Origin of the sequence: Anabaenopsis elenkinii CCIBt3563 (assembly GCF_015245355.1) — a bacterium.
GTDB lineage: Bacteria > Cyanobacteriota > Cyanobacteriia > Cyanobacteriales > Nostocaceae > Anabaenopsis > Anabaenopsis elenkinii.
This window is the reverse complement of the sequence record NZ_CP063311.1, coordinates 1,574,663-1,589,757: the sequence shown is the minus strand read 5'-3', so window position 1 is coordinate 1,589,757 and position 15,095 is coordinate 1,574,663. Positions and strand designations below refer to the sequence as shown.

The window sequence follows — 15,095 nt, the reverse complement described above, 5'->3', positions numbered from 1 at the left end:
CTCAAGATGCGCCGCTTCGCTGAAGGTAGGGACTTTCGTGTTAGCGTTAAATTAATAATGAACTTCTGTTAACTGTTATCGACTTGGGTTCAAAGTCCGCGGGTGTGTTTACTAAGCAGGGTCTCCCCAGGAGAAGGCTATGGTGACCACCGGTGACCGGGACATTTTTGCCAAATTACTGAAGATCACATGACATTTTGGTTCCTTCTCCTACTGGGAATAGTTACTTATCTGATAGTGCAGCGCAGCGTCGCTCATATCACCCAGACACCAGTCTGGTTGCTGTGGCTGGTGTTAATGACTCCAGCTTTGATATTGAGCGGATGGACTGTGATTTATGGAAAACAACAACCGCCGCCATCACCACTGATTATTTGGCCATCAATTATCTGCGTTCTGTTATACTGGGTGTTGTTGGAACAGGGCCGAAGAAAAACCAAAAATACACCCACTCAACCTCAAGATATTAGATCACAATCGGCCATCCATCCTACCGTAGAACCATTACCAGTGCGACCCATTGAACCAACCGAAGAAATTCAACTGAGAAATTGTTTTCCCTGGTCTGTATACTACATCCACAACATTGAATACAGACCCCAGGCTATTATCTGTCGGGGTCAGATCAGAACCACACCTACTCGAGCTTATCAGCAGATTAAGGCTAATATAGAAGCGGAATTTGGCGATCGCTTTCTACTGATTTTTCAAGAAGGTTTCAACGGTAAACCTTTCTTTGTGCTTGTACCTAACACTCAAGCAGCGAGAAATCCTAGTCAGCCGCAGAAGATCACACGCCCAGGATTCGCTTTATTTTTGCTAGTAGCCACTTTAATTACTACTACTTTAGTAGGGTCTAGCATTGCCGGGGCTGACCCACAACAACTAGTATCTGACCCCAGGATATTCTGGCAAGGATTACCCTACTCTTTAGGTCTGATGACTATTTTGGGCGTTCACGAACTGGGTCATTATTTCACGGCGCGATACTACCGAATTCGGGCAACCCTGCCTTATTTTATTCCTCTGCCCTTATTTTTAGGCACTTTTGGCGCATTTATTCAAATGCGCAGTCCTGTTCCTCACCGCAAAGCTTTATTTGATGTCAGCATTGCTGGGCCATTGGCAGGTTTTCTCATCACTCTACCTATACTATTCTGGGGGTTGATTAATTCGGAATTGGTTCCTCTCACCGACCAAGCAGGACTTTTCAACCCGGAAGCACTCAACCCCAAATCCTCAATCTTATTAGCATTACTCTCTAAATTAGCATTAGGGAACCAGTTAACCTCAACATCAGCAATTAACCTTCATCCCGTGGCCGTAGCCGGTTTTCTCGGTCTAATCGTTACAGCCTTGAATTTGATGCCTGTGGGACAATTAGATGGGGGTCACATTGTTCATGCGATGTTTGGACAAAGAAGCGCCATGGTCATCGGTCAAATTTCCCGTTTATTACTATTACTACTGTCTTTAGTGCAGTCAGGATTTTTGCTGTGGGCAATTATTTTATTATTTATACCTTTGATTGATGAACCGGCTTTGAATGATGTGACGGAACTGGATAATAAACGTGACATTTTGGGGTTAATGGCAATGGGATTGTTAGTAATTATTGTCCTACCACTACCCCAGATGCTGTCCAACTTGTTACAAATGTGACATCCTCCTCAAAAGACCTCACCGCTAAACCATGTCCTTCGAGGCTATCTATTACTTTTTGTCAAGAGGGGTGCATTTTTCACATCTCGAAATCCTTATTTTATAAGCTTTTCAAGAATGTTAAGAAAGATGTAGGTAAAGTATAACCTCGAAGGAGAAACGAGTAACAGAACTAACTAGATGCGGAATTGGCTGTTTCTGATGCTTTGGTAGGTGATCCACCCATACGGATTTCCGAAGTAAAGGAAGCCATACTAAAGCCACCAAAACGCTTGAGGACACTCACCCGCATCCGTAAATTCGGACTAGCGAACCATAAACGTTCTTCACTAGACATGGTTTCATACTCTGTCAACAGAGTTAAAGCCCCATCGCTACCCATTTTATAGGTTCCAGCGACGGGGGCTTTCTCGGCATAACCCATTTCCCGTAGTAGTTTACCTTCATGGGGATTATTCTCATCCGGGACGGTAACTAAGACAGTAGAGCCGATGTGTTTTTCTTCGTCCCATTCCATGGTACCATTCCAGGTAACTCTAGCACCACAGGAGGCTTTACTAGGAGCAATTTCGTATTGTTCACACAGTTTGATCACCTCTGGATGATTGGCGGCTAGACTCTCTATTAAGATGTCTGATTTACCATCTTCAGATTGTTTAAAGGCTAAATGGTGACTAGTACGGTGAGAAAACCATTTACCAGCACTCAACTCAAAAAATTCTTCAATATTCATAAATGAAATTACCCTGTAACAAAAGGATGAACATCCCTGGGTTGAGATTAAGCTTTTAAGGTTTGTTTTTCCAGCTTTCCCAGGGAAATCCTCGACGCTTGTGCAACGTTGGGATGCCGATCTTTTTCTAAGTATTTTAGAGCAGAAATACTCTTAGTAGTAGGAAGATTTCCTAAGGCTTCCGCCAGACGTTGGCGCACTAACCAATCATCTGACTGAGCAAAGCGCAGAATACTATCTACAGAATCAATATCTTGTATTTCCCCTAGTGCGGAAATTGCGGCTTCTTGTAATACTGTTTCACTGCTATTCAATGCCTCAATTAAAACATCATGGGCCCGCGGATCTTTGATATTTCCCAAGGACACAGCAGCACTAAAGCGCACTAGCCAATCAGTATCTTCATAAAAAGTCCTCACCAGCACCTCAAAGGCTCTAGCATCACCCAAATATCCTAAAGCTCCAGCTGCATCGGCACGTATACCATAATCTGGGTCATTTTCCAGAATTTTTACTAAAATTTCATAACATTCATCTGTGGGTTTCACTCCCAGGGCAAATATTGCCATAGAGCGCAGTTGCAGTGATTCGTCATTCAATACCTTTTTAATTAAGGGTACTGCGTCTTCCGCTGATATATGACGCAAGCTAGCTAGGGCTACCATGCGATCGCGTAAATTGGGACTTTCTAGTTGAGTAGAGATTTCCTCTAAGGGTATAGCAACCATTTATTTTAAAGGGCTTTGTTTATTTATCTTTACTGTAACTGATTTCCCTTTTCATGTTGTCACCATGGCCACTTAGGAGTTTGGTACTATTGCGGGTCAATGATAGGGGAAGAACAGCCCCCAGATTGATTCGGGGGGCTTGTCAGCAAGATACCACAAGTTTTTTGTTGAATTTACTCAGCTAAGGCCCTGGTGGTGACGGCTCGTTGTAACTGAGCCAAAGCGCGATTGTAATCTAAAATAGCTGTAATCCGATTACCTTCAGCTCTTGTTAAGTCGTTTTCGGAGTTAATCACATCAGTTTGAGTACCTACACCGGCTTGGAATCTCAACCGAGCCAAACGCAGAGCCTCTCTAGCCTGTTCTAAAGCAGCATTAGCAGTCTGGACATTTTCCAAACTAGCTCGCTGGGTAGAAAAAGCTTGTTCTACCTGAAAGCGGATTTGGTTGCGCTGTTCACTAAATAGAGTTTCCGCGATCGCTACATTAGTTTGGGCCTGAGCAGCCCTAGCTCTGGCGGCTCCACCATCGTACAAATTTAAGCTCGCCCTGACTCCCACAGAGTAACCATCGGTAACGCTCACACCATCATCAAATTGATCTAGCAGGTTATAACTAGCAATGAAGCTAACTTGCGGACCGAGGGCTGCAAGTGCTCCCCGTCGCTGTTGTTCACTGATATTACGTTGTGCCAATTGCTGTTGCAATTCTGGACGATTTTGAAATGCTAAAATAATACTAGTTTCTAAGTCTTTGTTCCACAGACCAGCTAATTGCACCGGATCGGCTGCAGTCAGATTTATCGATTGTGGCACACTTAGGCGAGTCGCCAGAATGCGACGGGCGATTTCCTGCTGGGAGCGAGCATTAGTCAGTTCTTGCTGGGAATTAGCCAAATTAACTTGGGATTGCAAAACATCAAATCGCGTACCCACCCCAGCCCTTTCTAAAGCTTGTGCATCTCGTAAACTAGCTTGGGAATTTTCTACCGCAGATTGGGCAATGCGTACTCGTTCATCTGCCTGTTGCAAATTGTAGTATTCCGTAGCCACGTTCAAGCGAATTTCTTCCGATTGGCGCTCTACGGCCAACTCACTTAACCTTACCTGTTCCTCAGCCTGTTTAATGGTAGCTTGCCTTCTTCCGGAGGTAAATAGGTCATAGCTCAGTTGAGCTTCGCCTGTGAAATTCGTATTAGCTTCGGGTTCTGGTCGTTGTCCTCTTTTAAACCCTAGCTGGTCTCCAGCAGACCGGCCGCGACTGACATCAGCAGTAAGACCCAGATTAGGTAACAAAGCAGCTTGCTCCTGGCGTAGGGCGGCTTGGGCTCGTTCTAGCTCCAATATAGACACCTGTAAATCTCGATTGTTGCGCCTTGCTAGTTCTAAGGCCTGTGCCAAACTAATCGGCTGATTAGTTTCCAATCTTACTTCCTCTGGTTTAGTAGGAAATTGCAGGAGGTTGGGACTAGGAGTTAGGTAATCAGGAATTTCCACGCCATTAGTAGGGGCAAATTCCACCTTTTCCACTGGTGTGATATTTTCTCCGGTGGTTGCAGGTGCAACATACTCAGTTTGTGGTGAGGGAAAAGTTAAGATCCCAGCAGTATTTACCAATCCTGAGTTGGTGTTGCTAGCAGATGGATAACTCCCAGCTATCAAGTTCCTACTTCTTGATGGAGGTAGACAACCACTAATAGCTGAACAACCATGTACCCCCAATAATGTTGTTGATCCTCTTACCCCTAGCAGATTTGGTACAGGGAATTTGTTCCCTATACCAGTCGCTGTTGGTTGGATCGAGATAGCTGGGTTATTCTTACTACTTGAAGAGTGTAATTCTAGTCTAGTTAACTGAGATTCTGATAGTAAATCTCCGGGAGATTTACTATCAGGCATTTGGGTATTAATATTTGCTCCCAACCAGGTTTGACTATCAGGAAAGGTCAAGACCCCAGAGGAAGAAGCAATTGGTATACCGTTGACTGTTGTCGCCAAAGCAGTTTGGGTTGTTAATACTGCTGCTGTGACGCCAGGTAAGAAACTATAAAATAAATATTGTCCTTTCACCGCATCCCCTCACACGAAAATCAAGATTAGGGGCAGAAAACCCATCTTATCAGCAGAATATAGCACGATCCTCAATTTAGGTATGGATATACCACGACACTAAATTGGGGAGTCGGAGTTCGGTTTGTTGTCAAAACGTTGCACTATACGAGATAGTTCCGCCTTTTCATCGATACTAACGCGGGTAGGCGCACCACTAATAATTCGTTCGTAGTTACGGAAAGAATCTTTAATTTCCGGACCGTCAGCAGTAATGTTGTACTCACGGATACCTTTATCGTGCCAGGAACCTCGCATTTTAAATACATTTATTGCCCGTGACATTTCCCCCCGAATTTCCACGTACTGTAACATCAAAATTGTGTCAGTAATTGTGGAAATATGGGAGTCAGTAATCGAATGTGATCCCAGAAATTGGTCAGTTGTGTTCGTAAAAAAACCAGTGATTTCTTCTTGTTTCGCATAACCAGTCACACCAATGACAAACTGCCGAAATGCATTATTGCTGACTCCTCTGGCTAATGCTGACAGGGAGTCAATGGCAATGCGAGATGGCTTAAACATGGCAATTTCTGATTTAATAATTTGCAAGTGGTCTTCTAAACCAGTTGATTCAGGATAGGTACAAATTATTTTCAGTAACCCTTGACGTTCTAAGTCTTCAAAATCAATTCCCCAAGAGTAAGCATTACGAGATAGTTGGGCCCGTGATTCTTCATAAGCAAATAATATTGCCTGTTCACCGTTGATGCAGCCATCTTGCAAAAATTTACTGACCAATAAAGTTTTACCAGTCCCGGTAGCTCCCGTTGCCAAAATAATAGAATCTTTAAAGAAACCACCCCCACACATTTTATCTAGGGTCTCTACTCCAGAGGATACTCTGATATTAGAGGAGCGTTGGGTTAAGCGCATGGCTCCCAAGGGAAAAATATTAATTCCTGCATTGGTAATTGTAAAAGGATATTCCCCTTTCATGTGAGTTGTACCACGCAATTTGAGAATTTCAATTGTGCGGCGCCGCCGTTCTCCTTCTAAAACGTTACGGACAATTACTACATTGTCGGAAACAAATTCTTCTACTCCAAATGAAGCAACAGAACCATATTCCTCGCTACGTTCAGTAGTAATTATAGTTGTAACGTGCAGTTGCTTGAGACGGGCTACAAGGCGGAAAATCTCCCGCCGCACTACTCCCATGGCTTCATACTGCTGAAATACGGCTGTGATGGAGTCAATTGATACTCTTTGGGCTTTGTATTTGCGAATTGCATATTGCAAACGCTCAATCAGAGCCGAAAGGTCAAAGTTACCTACGATATCTTGACCTTCGGGATCAGGTGAAGCATCCAGAATAAATAACTTACCTTCTTCAATTAGCTGTTGTAAATTCCAACCGAAAATTTCTGCATTTTTAATAATGTCACTGGGGGATTCTTCAAAGGTGACAAATACACCGGCTTGATCAAATTGGGTAATACCGTTATAGAGAAATTGCAGTGACAACAAGGTTTTACCGGTGCCGGATGTACCACTAACTAAAGTAGTTCTACCAATAGGTAAACCTCCGTGGCTAATGTCGTCAAAGCCCTCGATCATCGTGCGAATCTTTTCTACACCAACTAAGGGGGTGTTGTTTGGCGTTGCTTGGTCTTTTGCGCTCATTGCTTACTAAGAGATGGGTCTTATACCCGTTTTTTATATTACTAAAATTGGTTATTTGTGAGCAAATTTTTATGATGACAATTTGTTTATTCTTCCCAATACTCTTCGCCCAGTTCTTCATAAAGTAGGTCTAATCCAATTAATACTCTTTCTCTGTCGGATAGATCACCAATGATTTTGCGAACGGGTGGGGGCAAAATTTTAGATAATGTTGGAGTGGCTAAGATTTTATCTTCTTCGGCTAGCTGGGGGTTAGTTAGTACATCAATTACTTTTAAGGCATAAACTCCTTGAAATTCTTGCTCTAAAATATTTTTAAGTATTTTTAAGGCTCGAACAGAGTTAGGTGTGTTACCAGCTACATAAAGCTTGAGCACATAGGTTTTTTTGGTTTGATTCATCTGAATAATTTACTCTCTTTAGAGATTGAACATCTATAATGTTCACATAGGTGAGCAAGGATATCTATTAGTGCTAGGCGGTAATCAAGTAATATTTCGTCACTCCTTCCTTCTAGCTTTAGTTGTATGGAAAAGTCTTCAATTAATTCCATATGAAATTCAAGGATTTGTGGCACAGGAATATTAGCACAAAATACTGCATTGATAAATTTATCGATTTGTTCTTTCAGAGTTTTGTCTGGGGTGAAGTAATTGAGAAGAATATGGCGGTAATCTGATTTGAGTTGTTGTAACAATACCTGCCGATCTACTTGATTCATCTGCTGAAAGAAGTGCTGTGGTTTGTGCTTCTGACATGGAAATACATCAAAATGTTTATTAGTAAAATTTTTATTAAGATATTGTCACCATCACGTCAGTAGGTAGTAAGTTTTAACAGTGGTAGTAGTTCTACTCTGGGGGCAAAGTAGTTAGTCTGTGCTGTCATAGTTAAAATGCCTAATCTGCCCGCTCAACTGGACTTGAATGGCTAGTTGAGCCGGATGATCTAATTTTTGGCAGTGGAAAAATCAATATTAGTAGTAGTATCATCATCTATATACTGAGATATCCTTATACTGATATATGATCATCTTGGGAATATCTATATTAGATGTGAATCACACTTTTGACTTTATGCCTAGTTGTGTATTCAAGTGGTCATTTCTCGTTGAGAGAATGCCTGCTATCAACATCATATTAACCTCAAGTCCACCAGATACACTGCAATCAGTGGTGGGGATTCGTAGTTTATTGATGAAGTCTGGTTTTTTAGTCAAGATACATGAATTAGTTGAGCATAGACTTATGTATATTTCCTCATGTATGGGTAAAGTTGTTTTACTAGAACATCCGGGTCGTGGTTACCCTGACATCGATGAACAAGGGCTAACTGTCCGTTGTGGGCACAGAGGTGGGGGGAATTGACTCAAGGTTAGCCTTTGTCGGTGGGAAAAGTAGTCCTGATGCATTTCCCTGGATGGTGATAACTCCCTCATACTCCGGTAATGTTAGTTACCAAGACAGTTGAAGTTTAGTAACTAGGTAAACTACATTGCCTGACCCCCTGTCAGGATGTGCCATAGTTGGCATGAGGTAACAGGGAAATAGCGGGAGCATAGCAAGGCGTGTCTGGAAAACTGTCCCTTAAACCCAGTCAGTCAAGACGAAATCCCCAGATGAGGAATTTGTCTATCTTCCGGATTGACAGGTGGGGTTCTGACTCCTTGTAATAGATACTTAAATTAACTCAAAGTATCTTCACATTCTAAATCATTATAATTCCTCAAGGTTTATTAGCGAATCTTTGGCCTGATAATTGTTTTAGTTGTCACTATTGCAGAGCAGTTTCAACACCAGTAGGAAACTGAGAAGGATATTCACCTAGAACTAAGAGTGACCAGGGCAACGAGTCAATCCCATATGTCTTGTCTTTTAAGAACCTTGTCGTTAGTACAGGGGGAATGGCTTTCCTCCTTGTCTGGCATTGAAACTGTAAAAAGAATCCGTGAAATGATTCTTCTGAATATTATTGCTTTGCTTCTCCAATACTTTTTGCCGAAGTGCCGATGGTGAAGCGGCAAGCTTACACAAAGAAGAATGACCCCTAAGGTTCCTTATGTCAATGTTACAGTACCCGCTTTATCACTTTCTCGCCAAGGTACCCAGCTGCCTAGAAACAAGTACTCTGGCTATGGTGCTGGAGATTTTTGAGCAAGAGCAGTGCGATCGCCTGGTAGTAGTAAATCAGCAACAACACCCCTTAGGATTGGTGCACTCTGCCCGCTTAACACAAAAATTATTGGCAGTAGGCAGTGAAGAGCAAGTTTTAGACTGGCAACAGCCATTGTCAAGCTGGGAGCAAGGGATAATCGACTCACTCAAGACATTACCAGCAACTTACTATCTAGAGCAATTAGAGTTACTTTGGCCTGACCACAGGACGGGAAACAAAAATAACTTAGATTGGGCACTGATTGATCAGGAAGGGAAATTTTTAGGACTGCTGAATAGCTCACGAGTCTTAAGAGTATTAGCTCAAGAAAAATTGGCTTTTGATTCTAGTAGCAGTCAATGTTCAGACCCAGGTAAGAGAACCCCCAAAAACACCTCCAGAAACCATGCTAACACCTCTAGAAAAATAAGCAAAACTCACTGGCGATCTGCCCGGAGAATGGCGGAATGCAAAGCCGGACAGCCGCGATTGCTGCCAGCACTGCGGGATTGCTTACGTGGAGAAGCCATGGCCAGATCGGGGAGAAAAAATCAATATCACTCAGCACAAAAATCACTAGTGCAGCTATTAGAAATACTGCCATGGCCGTTAATGCTGCAAACTGGAACAGGTGAAATAGTAGCTCAAAATCCGGCTTGGTGGGAGCAATTAGGAGTATTGAAAGATCCAGAAGGTATTCGGGATCAAGTGGAAGCAATACTAACCTCCCCAGACAGAAAACCCCCTACAGAGTACACTCAAGCTAGGAGAATGTCTACTCAAGACAATGAGCATCCCGGTGAATCTGATTCTACAGAACAGACCTTGGTGTCAGGGAATGAACCTCCGCCAGTAGGGGGATATTCACCTTTGCCGACACATAGCTTAGACAATAGCATTTGCGGAGCATCTGCTAGGCAAGCTGCCCAGAGTAAGCAGTCAACCGCCAGCAAGAATAAATCCAATCACTGCTTTTTGGATAGCCAGATGGGTACTTGCACCTGTGTTGTGGAGGTGCACAATGGTAGCGAGCGGATTTGGCAGTTTGCCAAAATTATCTTAGATCATCACAAATCAGAACTGATCTCCCAAGAACTAAATCTCCCAGAATTGAACTGTCAGCAAACTGAGGCTAATCTTGGGATCCAAGGAAGTAATCACCTATGTTTAGTATTAGCTACTGATGTCACCGAACAGCAGCAAATATATAAAGAACTAGCTGCCAAAAATGCTGACCTCATCCAATTGAATCGATTAAAAGATGAGTTTTTAGCTTGTATTAGTCATGAACTCAAGACTCCTCTAACTGCGGTTTTGGGATTGTCGCGGTTACTGGTAGATCAGCAGTTGGGTGAACTCAACGAGCGTCAAGCCCGTTATGCGGGACTGATTCATCAAAGCGGACGACATTTGATGAGTGTAGTTAATGACATTTTAGATTTAACCCGCATGGAAACCGGACAGATGGATTTAGCCCTTGTACCGGTGAAAATTCGTGCAGTGTGCGATCGCGCCATCACAGAAGCCAAAGCGATTCACACTCAAACCATCAAAGCTAAAGCCACCCCAGTAGCCAATTCCATACCCCAATTAGCCATCCTCATAGAGCCAGATTTAGACGAGATAGTAGCGGATGAATTGCGCTTGCGGCAGATGCTAGTACACCTACTTTCCAACGCCTTTAAGTTCACAGAAAACTCTGGGGAAATTGGTTTGCGGGTAAGTCGTTGGGAAGGCTGGATTGCCTTTACTGTCTGGGATACAGGTATTGGAATTCCCGAACATCAGCAACATTTAATCTTCCAAAAATTCCAACAGCTAGAAAATCCCCTGACGCGCCAATTTGAAGGTACTGGTCTGGGGTTAGTTTTAACCAGGGCTTTAGCTCGTCTTCACGGGGGTGATGTCAGCTTCCTATCTCGTGAAGGCAAAGGTAGCCAATTTACATTACTACTCCCCCCAAGTCCGCCCACAACAGGACTGAGTGAACCAGAGATAGGAATCAAAGAACATAGCCAGATACCAACTCCTCAAACACCAGAAGTTAGCAGCTGTGGAGTTAGGGGTAACGCCGTTCCCCCAGGGTCTGCCAGAGAAATCTTAGCACGCCGGCACGTGGCCACAACTACCCAACATCAACCCACTAGCTCACAAAGGTTAGTGCTAGTAGTGGAAGCAGTAGCCCGATATATCGAAGATTTGACTGATAAGCTTAAAGGTTTGGGTTATCGCGTCGTCATTGCTCGCTCAGGAACAGAAGCAGTAGAGAAAGCTCGCCGCTTGCAACCCAAAGTGATCTTCTTAAACCCCTTATTACCCCTATTGTCAGGTTGGGATGTCCTGACCTTATTGAAATCTGATGTTGCAATTAAAGAGATTCCTGTCATAGTCACAGCCACAGGAGCGGAAAAAGAGCAAGTATTTGCCCATGGTGGTAATGGTTTCCTCAACCTACCAGTTCAGGATCAGGCTCTAGTACCACTGTTAGAAAACTTGTGTACTCAACCTGCAACCAAAAAGTCACAGTTAAACAATGATCAAATCACCCCAACCATAACTCCACTGAGAATTCTCAGGTTAGTAGAACAGAATTTAGACACAGTGAAACCCCACCCTTCATTGCGAGAACATCGGGTGATAGAAGTAGATGATTTAGATCAGGCTGAACTCTTGGCACAGGTTTGGCAGTTCGATGTAATTTTACTAGATGTGGAAGGTGCCTTGGCACAAACTTACCTAGAAGAGTTAGCTCAACATCCCATATTGGCCAATATTCCACTGGTTACTTGTGATGTAGCAACTACTCTAGCTGCTTCCCAAATACCTGGTTTGTCGGTGTTTCCTTACTTGAGACAATTGTCGCCAGAACAAGACAACCCTGGGGATAGCAAAGATGCTTTATTATCTGTCTTACAAATTGCATCTGGTATCTGCTGCCCACCCAGTATCCTAGTGGTAGATTTAACCATGCTGGACTACGGCGGCGGGGTGCGGCCATACCCTGACATAGCACAAGTTGGGAGCACACCTGTAAAGGTTGATGAAACAATTGCCAAATATTCACCCAATCACGACAGTGACCATAGCTTGCAGGGTGTAACCAGACGTGGTTCTGAGTGGTTTCAAGCTTTAATCCAGTACTTACAAACTGCTGGATTGAAAGCCTCAATGAGTCGTTCCTGGGCAGAAGTCATACAACAAATTCGCCACCAAAGCGTTGATTTACTGCTGATTTGCTTAGGAGATTCTTCTGTTCCGCAAGAGGTGCTAGAGGAGTTAACAGCATTAGCAGAGTTACCTTTACATTTGCCACCGATTTTGATCATTGACCAGCGATTAAGTTACAGCCCTAGGGAGTCTCTGACAGAAAAATCTTACAATAGCTTGATGGCAACTGAAAACCTAACGAGTGAATTAGCACAGTTTGTGGTGGGGATAGTGTCTCAAAAAGAACACATTGCCCCTGAGATTTTGCCTCGTTCCATATCCATGGAAGATTTATTGGCGGAAATTAATCAAGCCTTGGGTTTAAAAGCAGACAAAGAAACTCGAATTAACTGATAACTTTCTCTAGTGTCTAAAATATCGTAACTATCCGGTGGCAAGTTCATTTTAACCAAGTCTTTTTGTGAAGCTATGACCAACATTGAAGGCGGTTTTTCTGCCTGAGCAGTTCGATTTTGAATATAGTCCACAGCATCTGGGGGCTGGTAAATATAATTTACAGGTTTTCGAGTATAAAATACTACGCTTGGCTTTTTGAAGCCCACCATAACTAATTCCTCATCTGATAGCTTGGGTAACCCAGCCATAGACATATGTTCTTGTGCCATTACCAGAGCTGATAATTCCCGTAAAGGCTGCTGACGTTGTTGATCCATCAAGAATAAGGCTGGCATTAAGACAATGACCAAGGTGGCTGTAAAAATTAGTAAATTTGCCGTAATAATACTGTGCCAATGGCGACTAATTATTAAAGCGCCAAGGAGTAGGGCCCCCGCAAACCAAATCAATCCCCCTAGTGTTGGTAAACCCGCGTTTTGAAGCAGTAGGCGGAAGCCGGGTACAACTGAGTTATGATCCATTAAATGACTGATCTGAAATAGTGCCACTGCAAATACTGTGGCTAAAATCACGTTATTCCACAGACTGATTTTGAGAAAAGCAGAGGCACAGGGCAGATCTGACTTGTTAGCGGGTAAAAAATCACTCCATACTAAGGCTATTAAAATAGCTATGGCGGGCATTAAAGGCAATACATAACTGGGAAGTTTAGTGACAGCAATATTAAAAAACCCAAAGATAGCAATAAACCAGATACAGGCAAATAAACCCAATTGTTGAGAGCGCTCTTGGCAATGTCGCCAGTGCGATCGCTGCCAAAATTTGGTGCTAGCCATTGCCATGGGTAAATACACTGAGTAAGGTGCAAATCCCAGCAATACTACTACAAAGTAGAAATACCAAGGAGCGGAGTGACCATTAACGACTTCTGTAAAACGTTCTACATTGTGATAGCCAAAAAAAGAATTGATATAATTCCAACCATTACGCCAAGTTACCAGGACATACCAGGGGGCTGATAAACCGAAAATAATCAGCATCCCCGTAAAGATACGCATTTCTTTTAAGACTTGGCGGATGTTGCCGAGATAAATCAGAAAGGCGCCAATAATGAGTATGGGTAAAACAATTCCTACGGGTCCTTTACTCAAAATCGCCGCAGCAATGAGGACGTAACAAGCCACATACCAGGAGTTGGGGAATAGAGATACAGGGAATTGTGCCTCTGGTTCTTCCTGACTAGCATACCCTAGAAAAAAACATAATAATGCTGATGCCATGCACCCAGTCAGCATCATATCTGAGACGCCGGCTCTTCCCCAGACAATCATCTCAGGACTGAGTGCTAGCATAGCCGCTGCAAGCATTGCTGTAAAGTTGCGCCGGATCGGACGTGAAACCTGCTCTAATCGGTCTTTTTGAGCAAAATACCAGTGTATGGTGTAAAAAGTTAACCCGATGACTCCCACCGCCGCTATGGCTGAAGGTAACCGCACTGACCACTCATTCACGCCCATAATGGCATAGGCGATCGCTTGACACCAGTAAATTAAAGCTGGTTTATCAAAACGAGTTTCACCATTAAAAATGGGGGTAATCCAATCACCTGTAACCAACATTTGACGGGAGGCTTCAGCAAACAGTGGCTCTGTTTCATCAATCAGTCCTACACTACCCAAATTCCACCCATAAGCCAGCCAAACAATCACAATTAGTATAGTTACAGCCCAGATGGGAGTTGTAAATATATTTCTGTACCAGTCTTTCACGGTATTAGGAAAAGTCAGTTTAATCCTCATTATTGATGTATGTAGTTATTTCGGGCGTAGAAGGTGGCGAATGGGAAATTAAGGAGTCAGTATCAATAACCATTCTTGATTTTCCCTGTCCCATTGCGGCCAAGAAGTTTTCCCGACTACATAGGGTCCCCAGTAACGGCGAGAACCGTCTTGTGCAAAAGCGACCATAATATCTCCGGGTTCCAACTTTAGATTCTCATCAGGTAAGGACAGAATCAACCCCTTGGCGCTACCTTCTTGGGGATCAAAATCCCAATGAGCAGGAACCACAGAGGTAGTCATCTGTGGCTGTCGCGTCAGTAAAGCCAGGCGCACAGGCTGATTTGTTTGATTGCTCATGCGTAAACTACCTTGATTGTTGGTATGAGCAGTTGAGCCTTGACCATCTGCTGCCAAGATGGAAGTATCGCCGATTTTATTGGTTTGGGTAGTTTCGTAATTTATGGTAGTAGAAGTCACTGTTTTATCTAGTACAGGTGCGACTCCAATGACATCAGAATCAGCGATGTGAGCAGCAGGTAGATTTATATCCTCATTTACTGGCTCAAAAGAAACAGTTATTTCCCAGCACCCCACCATCAAGCCCAGCAGACCTAAAGTACAAATCGTCATAGCAGCGTTACGATATGCTGTGAATTTCATGTTGATAATGGTTAGTAATAATATTTTGTTTAGGCTTTACCAAATACTAGCCTATTCTCTAAAGCTATAAAATGTCACC

General features: G+C 43.2%; 10 protein-coding genes and 1 pseudogene. 3 read left to right on the top strand and 8 right to left on the bottom strand.

The genetic code is table 11. The annotated features are described in order from the left end of the window. The first annotated feature begins 189 nt into the window (after window positions 1-189). Window positions 190-1,662, top strand: coding sequence for a site-2 protease family protein (locus IM676_RS07165; protein ID WP_200989565.1), 1,473 nt, complete (start codon window positions 190-192; stop codon window positions 1,660-1,662). Window positions 1,663-1,834: 172 nt separating this feature from the next. Here IM676_RS07165 and IM676_RS07160 read toward each other — a convergent pair whose 3' ends face one another. From IM676_RS07160 to IM676_RS07135, 6 genes and pseudogenes are all read right to left on the bottom strand, one after another. Then, window positions 1,835-2,395: a phycobiliprotein lyase gene (locus tag IM676_RS07160; protein WP_200989564.1), complete on the bottom strand. Its 561-nt coding sequence runs from the start codon at window positions 2,393-2,395 to the stop codon at window positions 1,835-1,837. A gap of 47 nt (window positions 2,396-2,442) precedes the next feature. Next, window positions 2,443-3,123: a HEAT repeat domain-containing protein gene (locus tag IM676_RS07155; RefSeq protein WP_200989563.1), complete on the bottom strand. Its 681-nt coding sequence runs from the start codon at window positions 3,121-3,123 to the stop codon at window positions 2,443-2,445. 173 nt (window positions 3,124-3,296) lie between these two features. Then, window positions 3,297-5,192 (bottom strand): TolC family protein, encoded by a 1,896-nt coding sequence (locus IM676_RS07150; RefSeq protein ID WP_200989562.1) that lies wholly within the window; start codon window positions 5,190-5,192, stop codon window positions 3,297-3,299. A gap of 99 nt (window positions 5,193-5,291) precedes the next feature. After that, window positions 5,292-6,857 carry a circadian clock protein KaiC gene (kaiC, locus tag IM676_RS07145; RefSeq protein ID WP_200989561.1) on the bottom strand — a complete coding sequence of 522 codons (1,566 nt, stop codon included), beginning with the start codon at window positions 6,855-6,857 and terminating at the stop codon, window positions 5,292-5,294. An 86-nt stretch (window positions 6,858-6,943) separates the two neighbouring features. Then, a complete protein-coding gene (gene kaiB, locus IM676_RS07140; protein WP_200989560.1) occupies window positions 6,944-7,258 on the bottom strand; it encodes a circadian clock protein KaiB in 315 nt (104 codons plus the stop codon). Further along, window positions 7,255-7,641: pseudogene (locus tag IM676_RS07135) on the bottom strand (KaiA family protein); the annotation flags it as partial. The pseudogene IM676_RS07135 and the gene kaiB, both read right to left, overlap by 4 nt. Before the next feature lie 334 nt (window positions 7,642-7,975). Between IM676_RS07135 and IM676_RS07130 the strand changes: the two are divergent. Both IM676_RS07130 and IM676_RS07125 read left to right on the top strand, forming a co-directional pair. Beyond that, complete coding sequence (locus tag IM676_RS07130; protein WP_200989558.1) at window positions 7,976-8,224, top strand: hypothetical protein; 249 nt, start codon at window positions 7,976-7,978, stop codon at window positions 8,222-8,224. A gap of 691 nt (window positions 8,225-8,915) precedes the next feature. Continuing rightward, window positions 8,916-12,572 (top strand): ATP-binding protein, encoded by a 3,657-nt coding sequence (locus IM676_RS07125; RefSeq protein ID WP_200989557.1) that lies wholly within the window; start codon window positions 8,916-8,918, stop codon window positions 12,570-12,572. Here the strand turns inward: IM676_RS07125 and IM676_RS07120 are convergent. Both IM676_RS07120 and IM676_RS07115 read right to left on the bottom strand, forming a co-directional pair. Next, on the bottom strand, window positions 12,527-14,374 hold the full coding sequence (locus tag IM676_RS07120; RefSeq protein ID WP_200989556.1) for an ArnT family glycosyltransferase: 1,848 nt from the start codon (window positions 14,372-14,374) through the stop codon (window positions 12,527-12,529). The genes IM676_RS07125 and IM676_RS07120 overlap by 46 nt on opposite strands. Before the next feature lie 48 nt (window positions 14,375-14,422). Then, window positions 14,423-15,016: a hypothetical protein gene (locus tag IM676_RS07115; RefSeq protein WP_200989555.1), complete on the bottom strand. Its 594-nt coding sequence runs from the start codon at window positions 15,014-15,016 to the stop codon at window positions 14,423-14,425. Window positions 15,017-15,095: the final 79 nt, after the last annotated feature.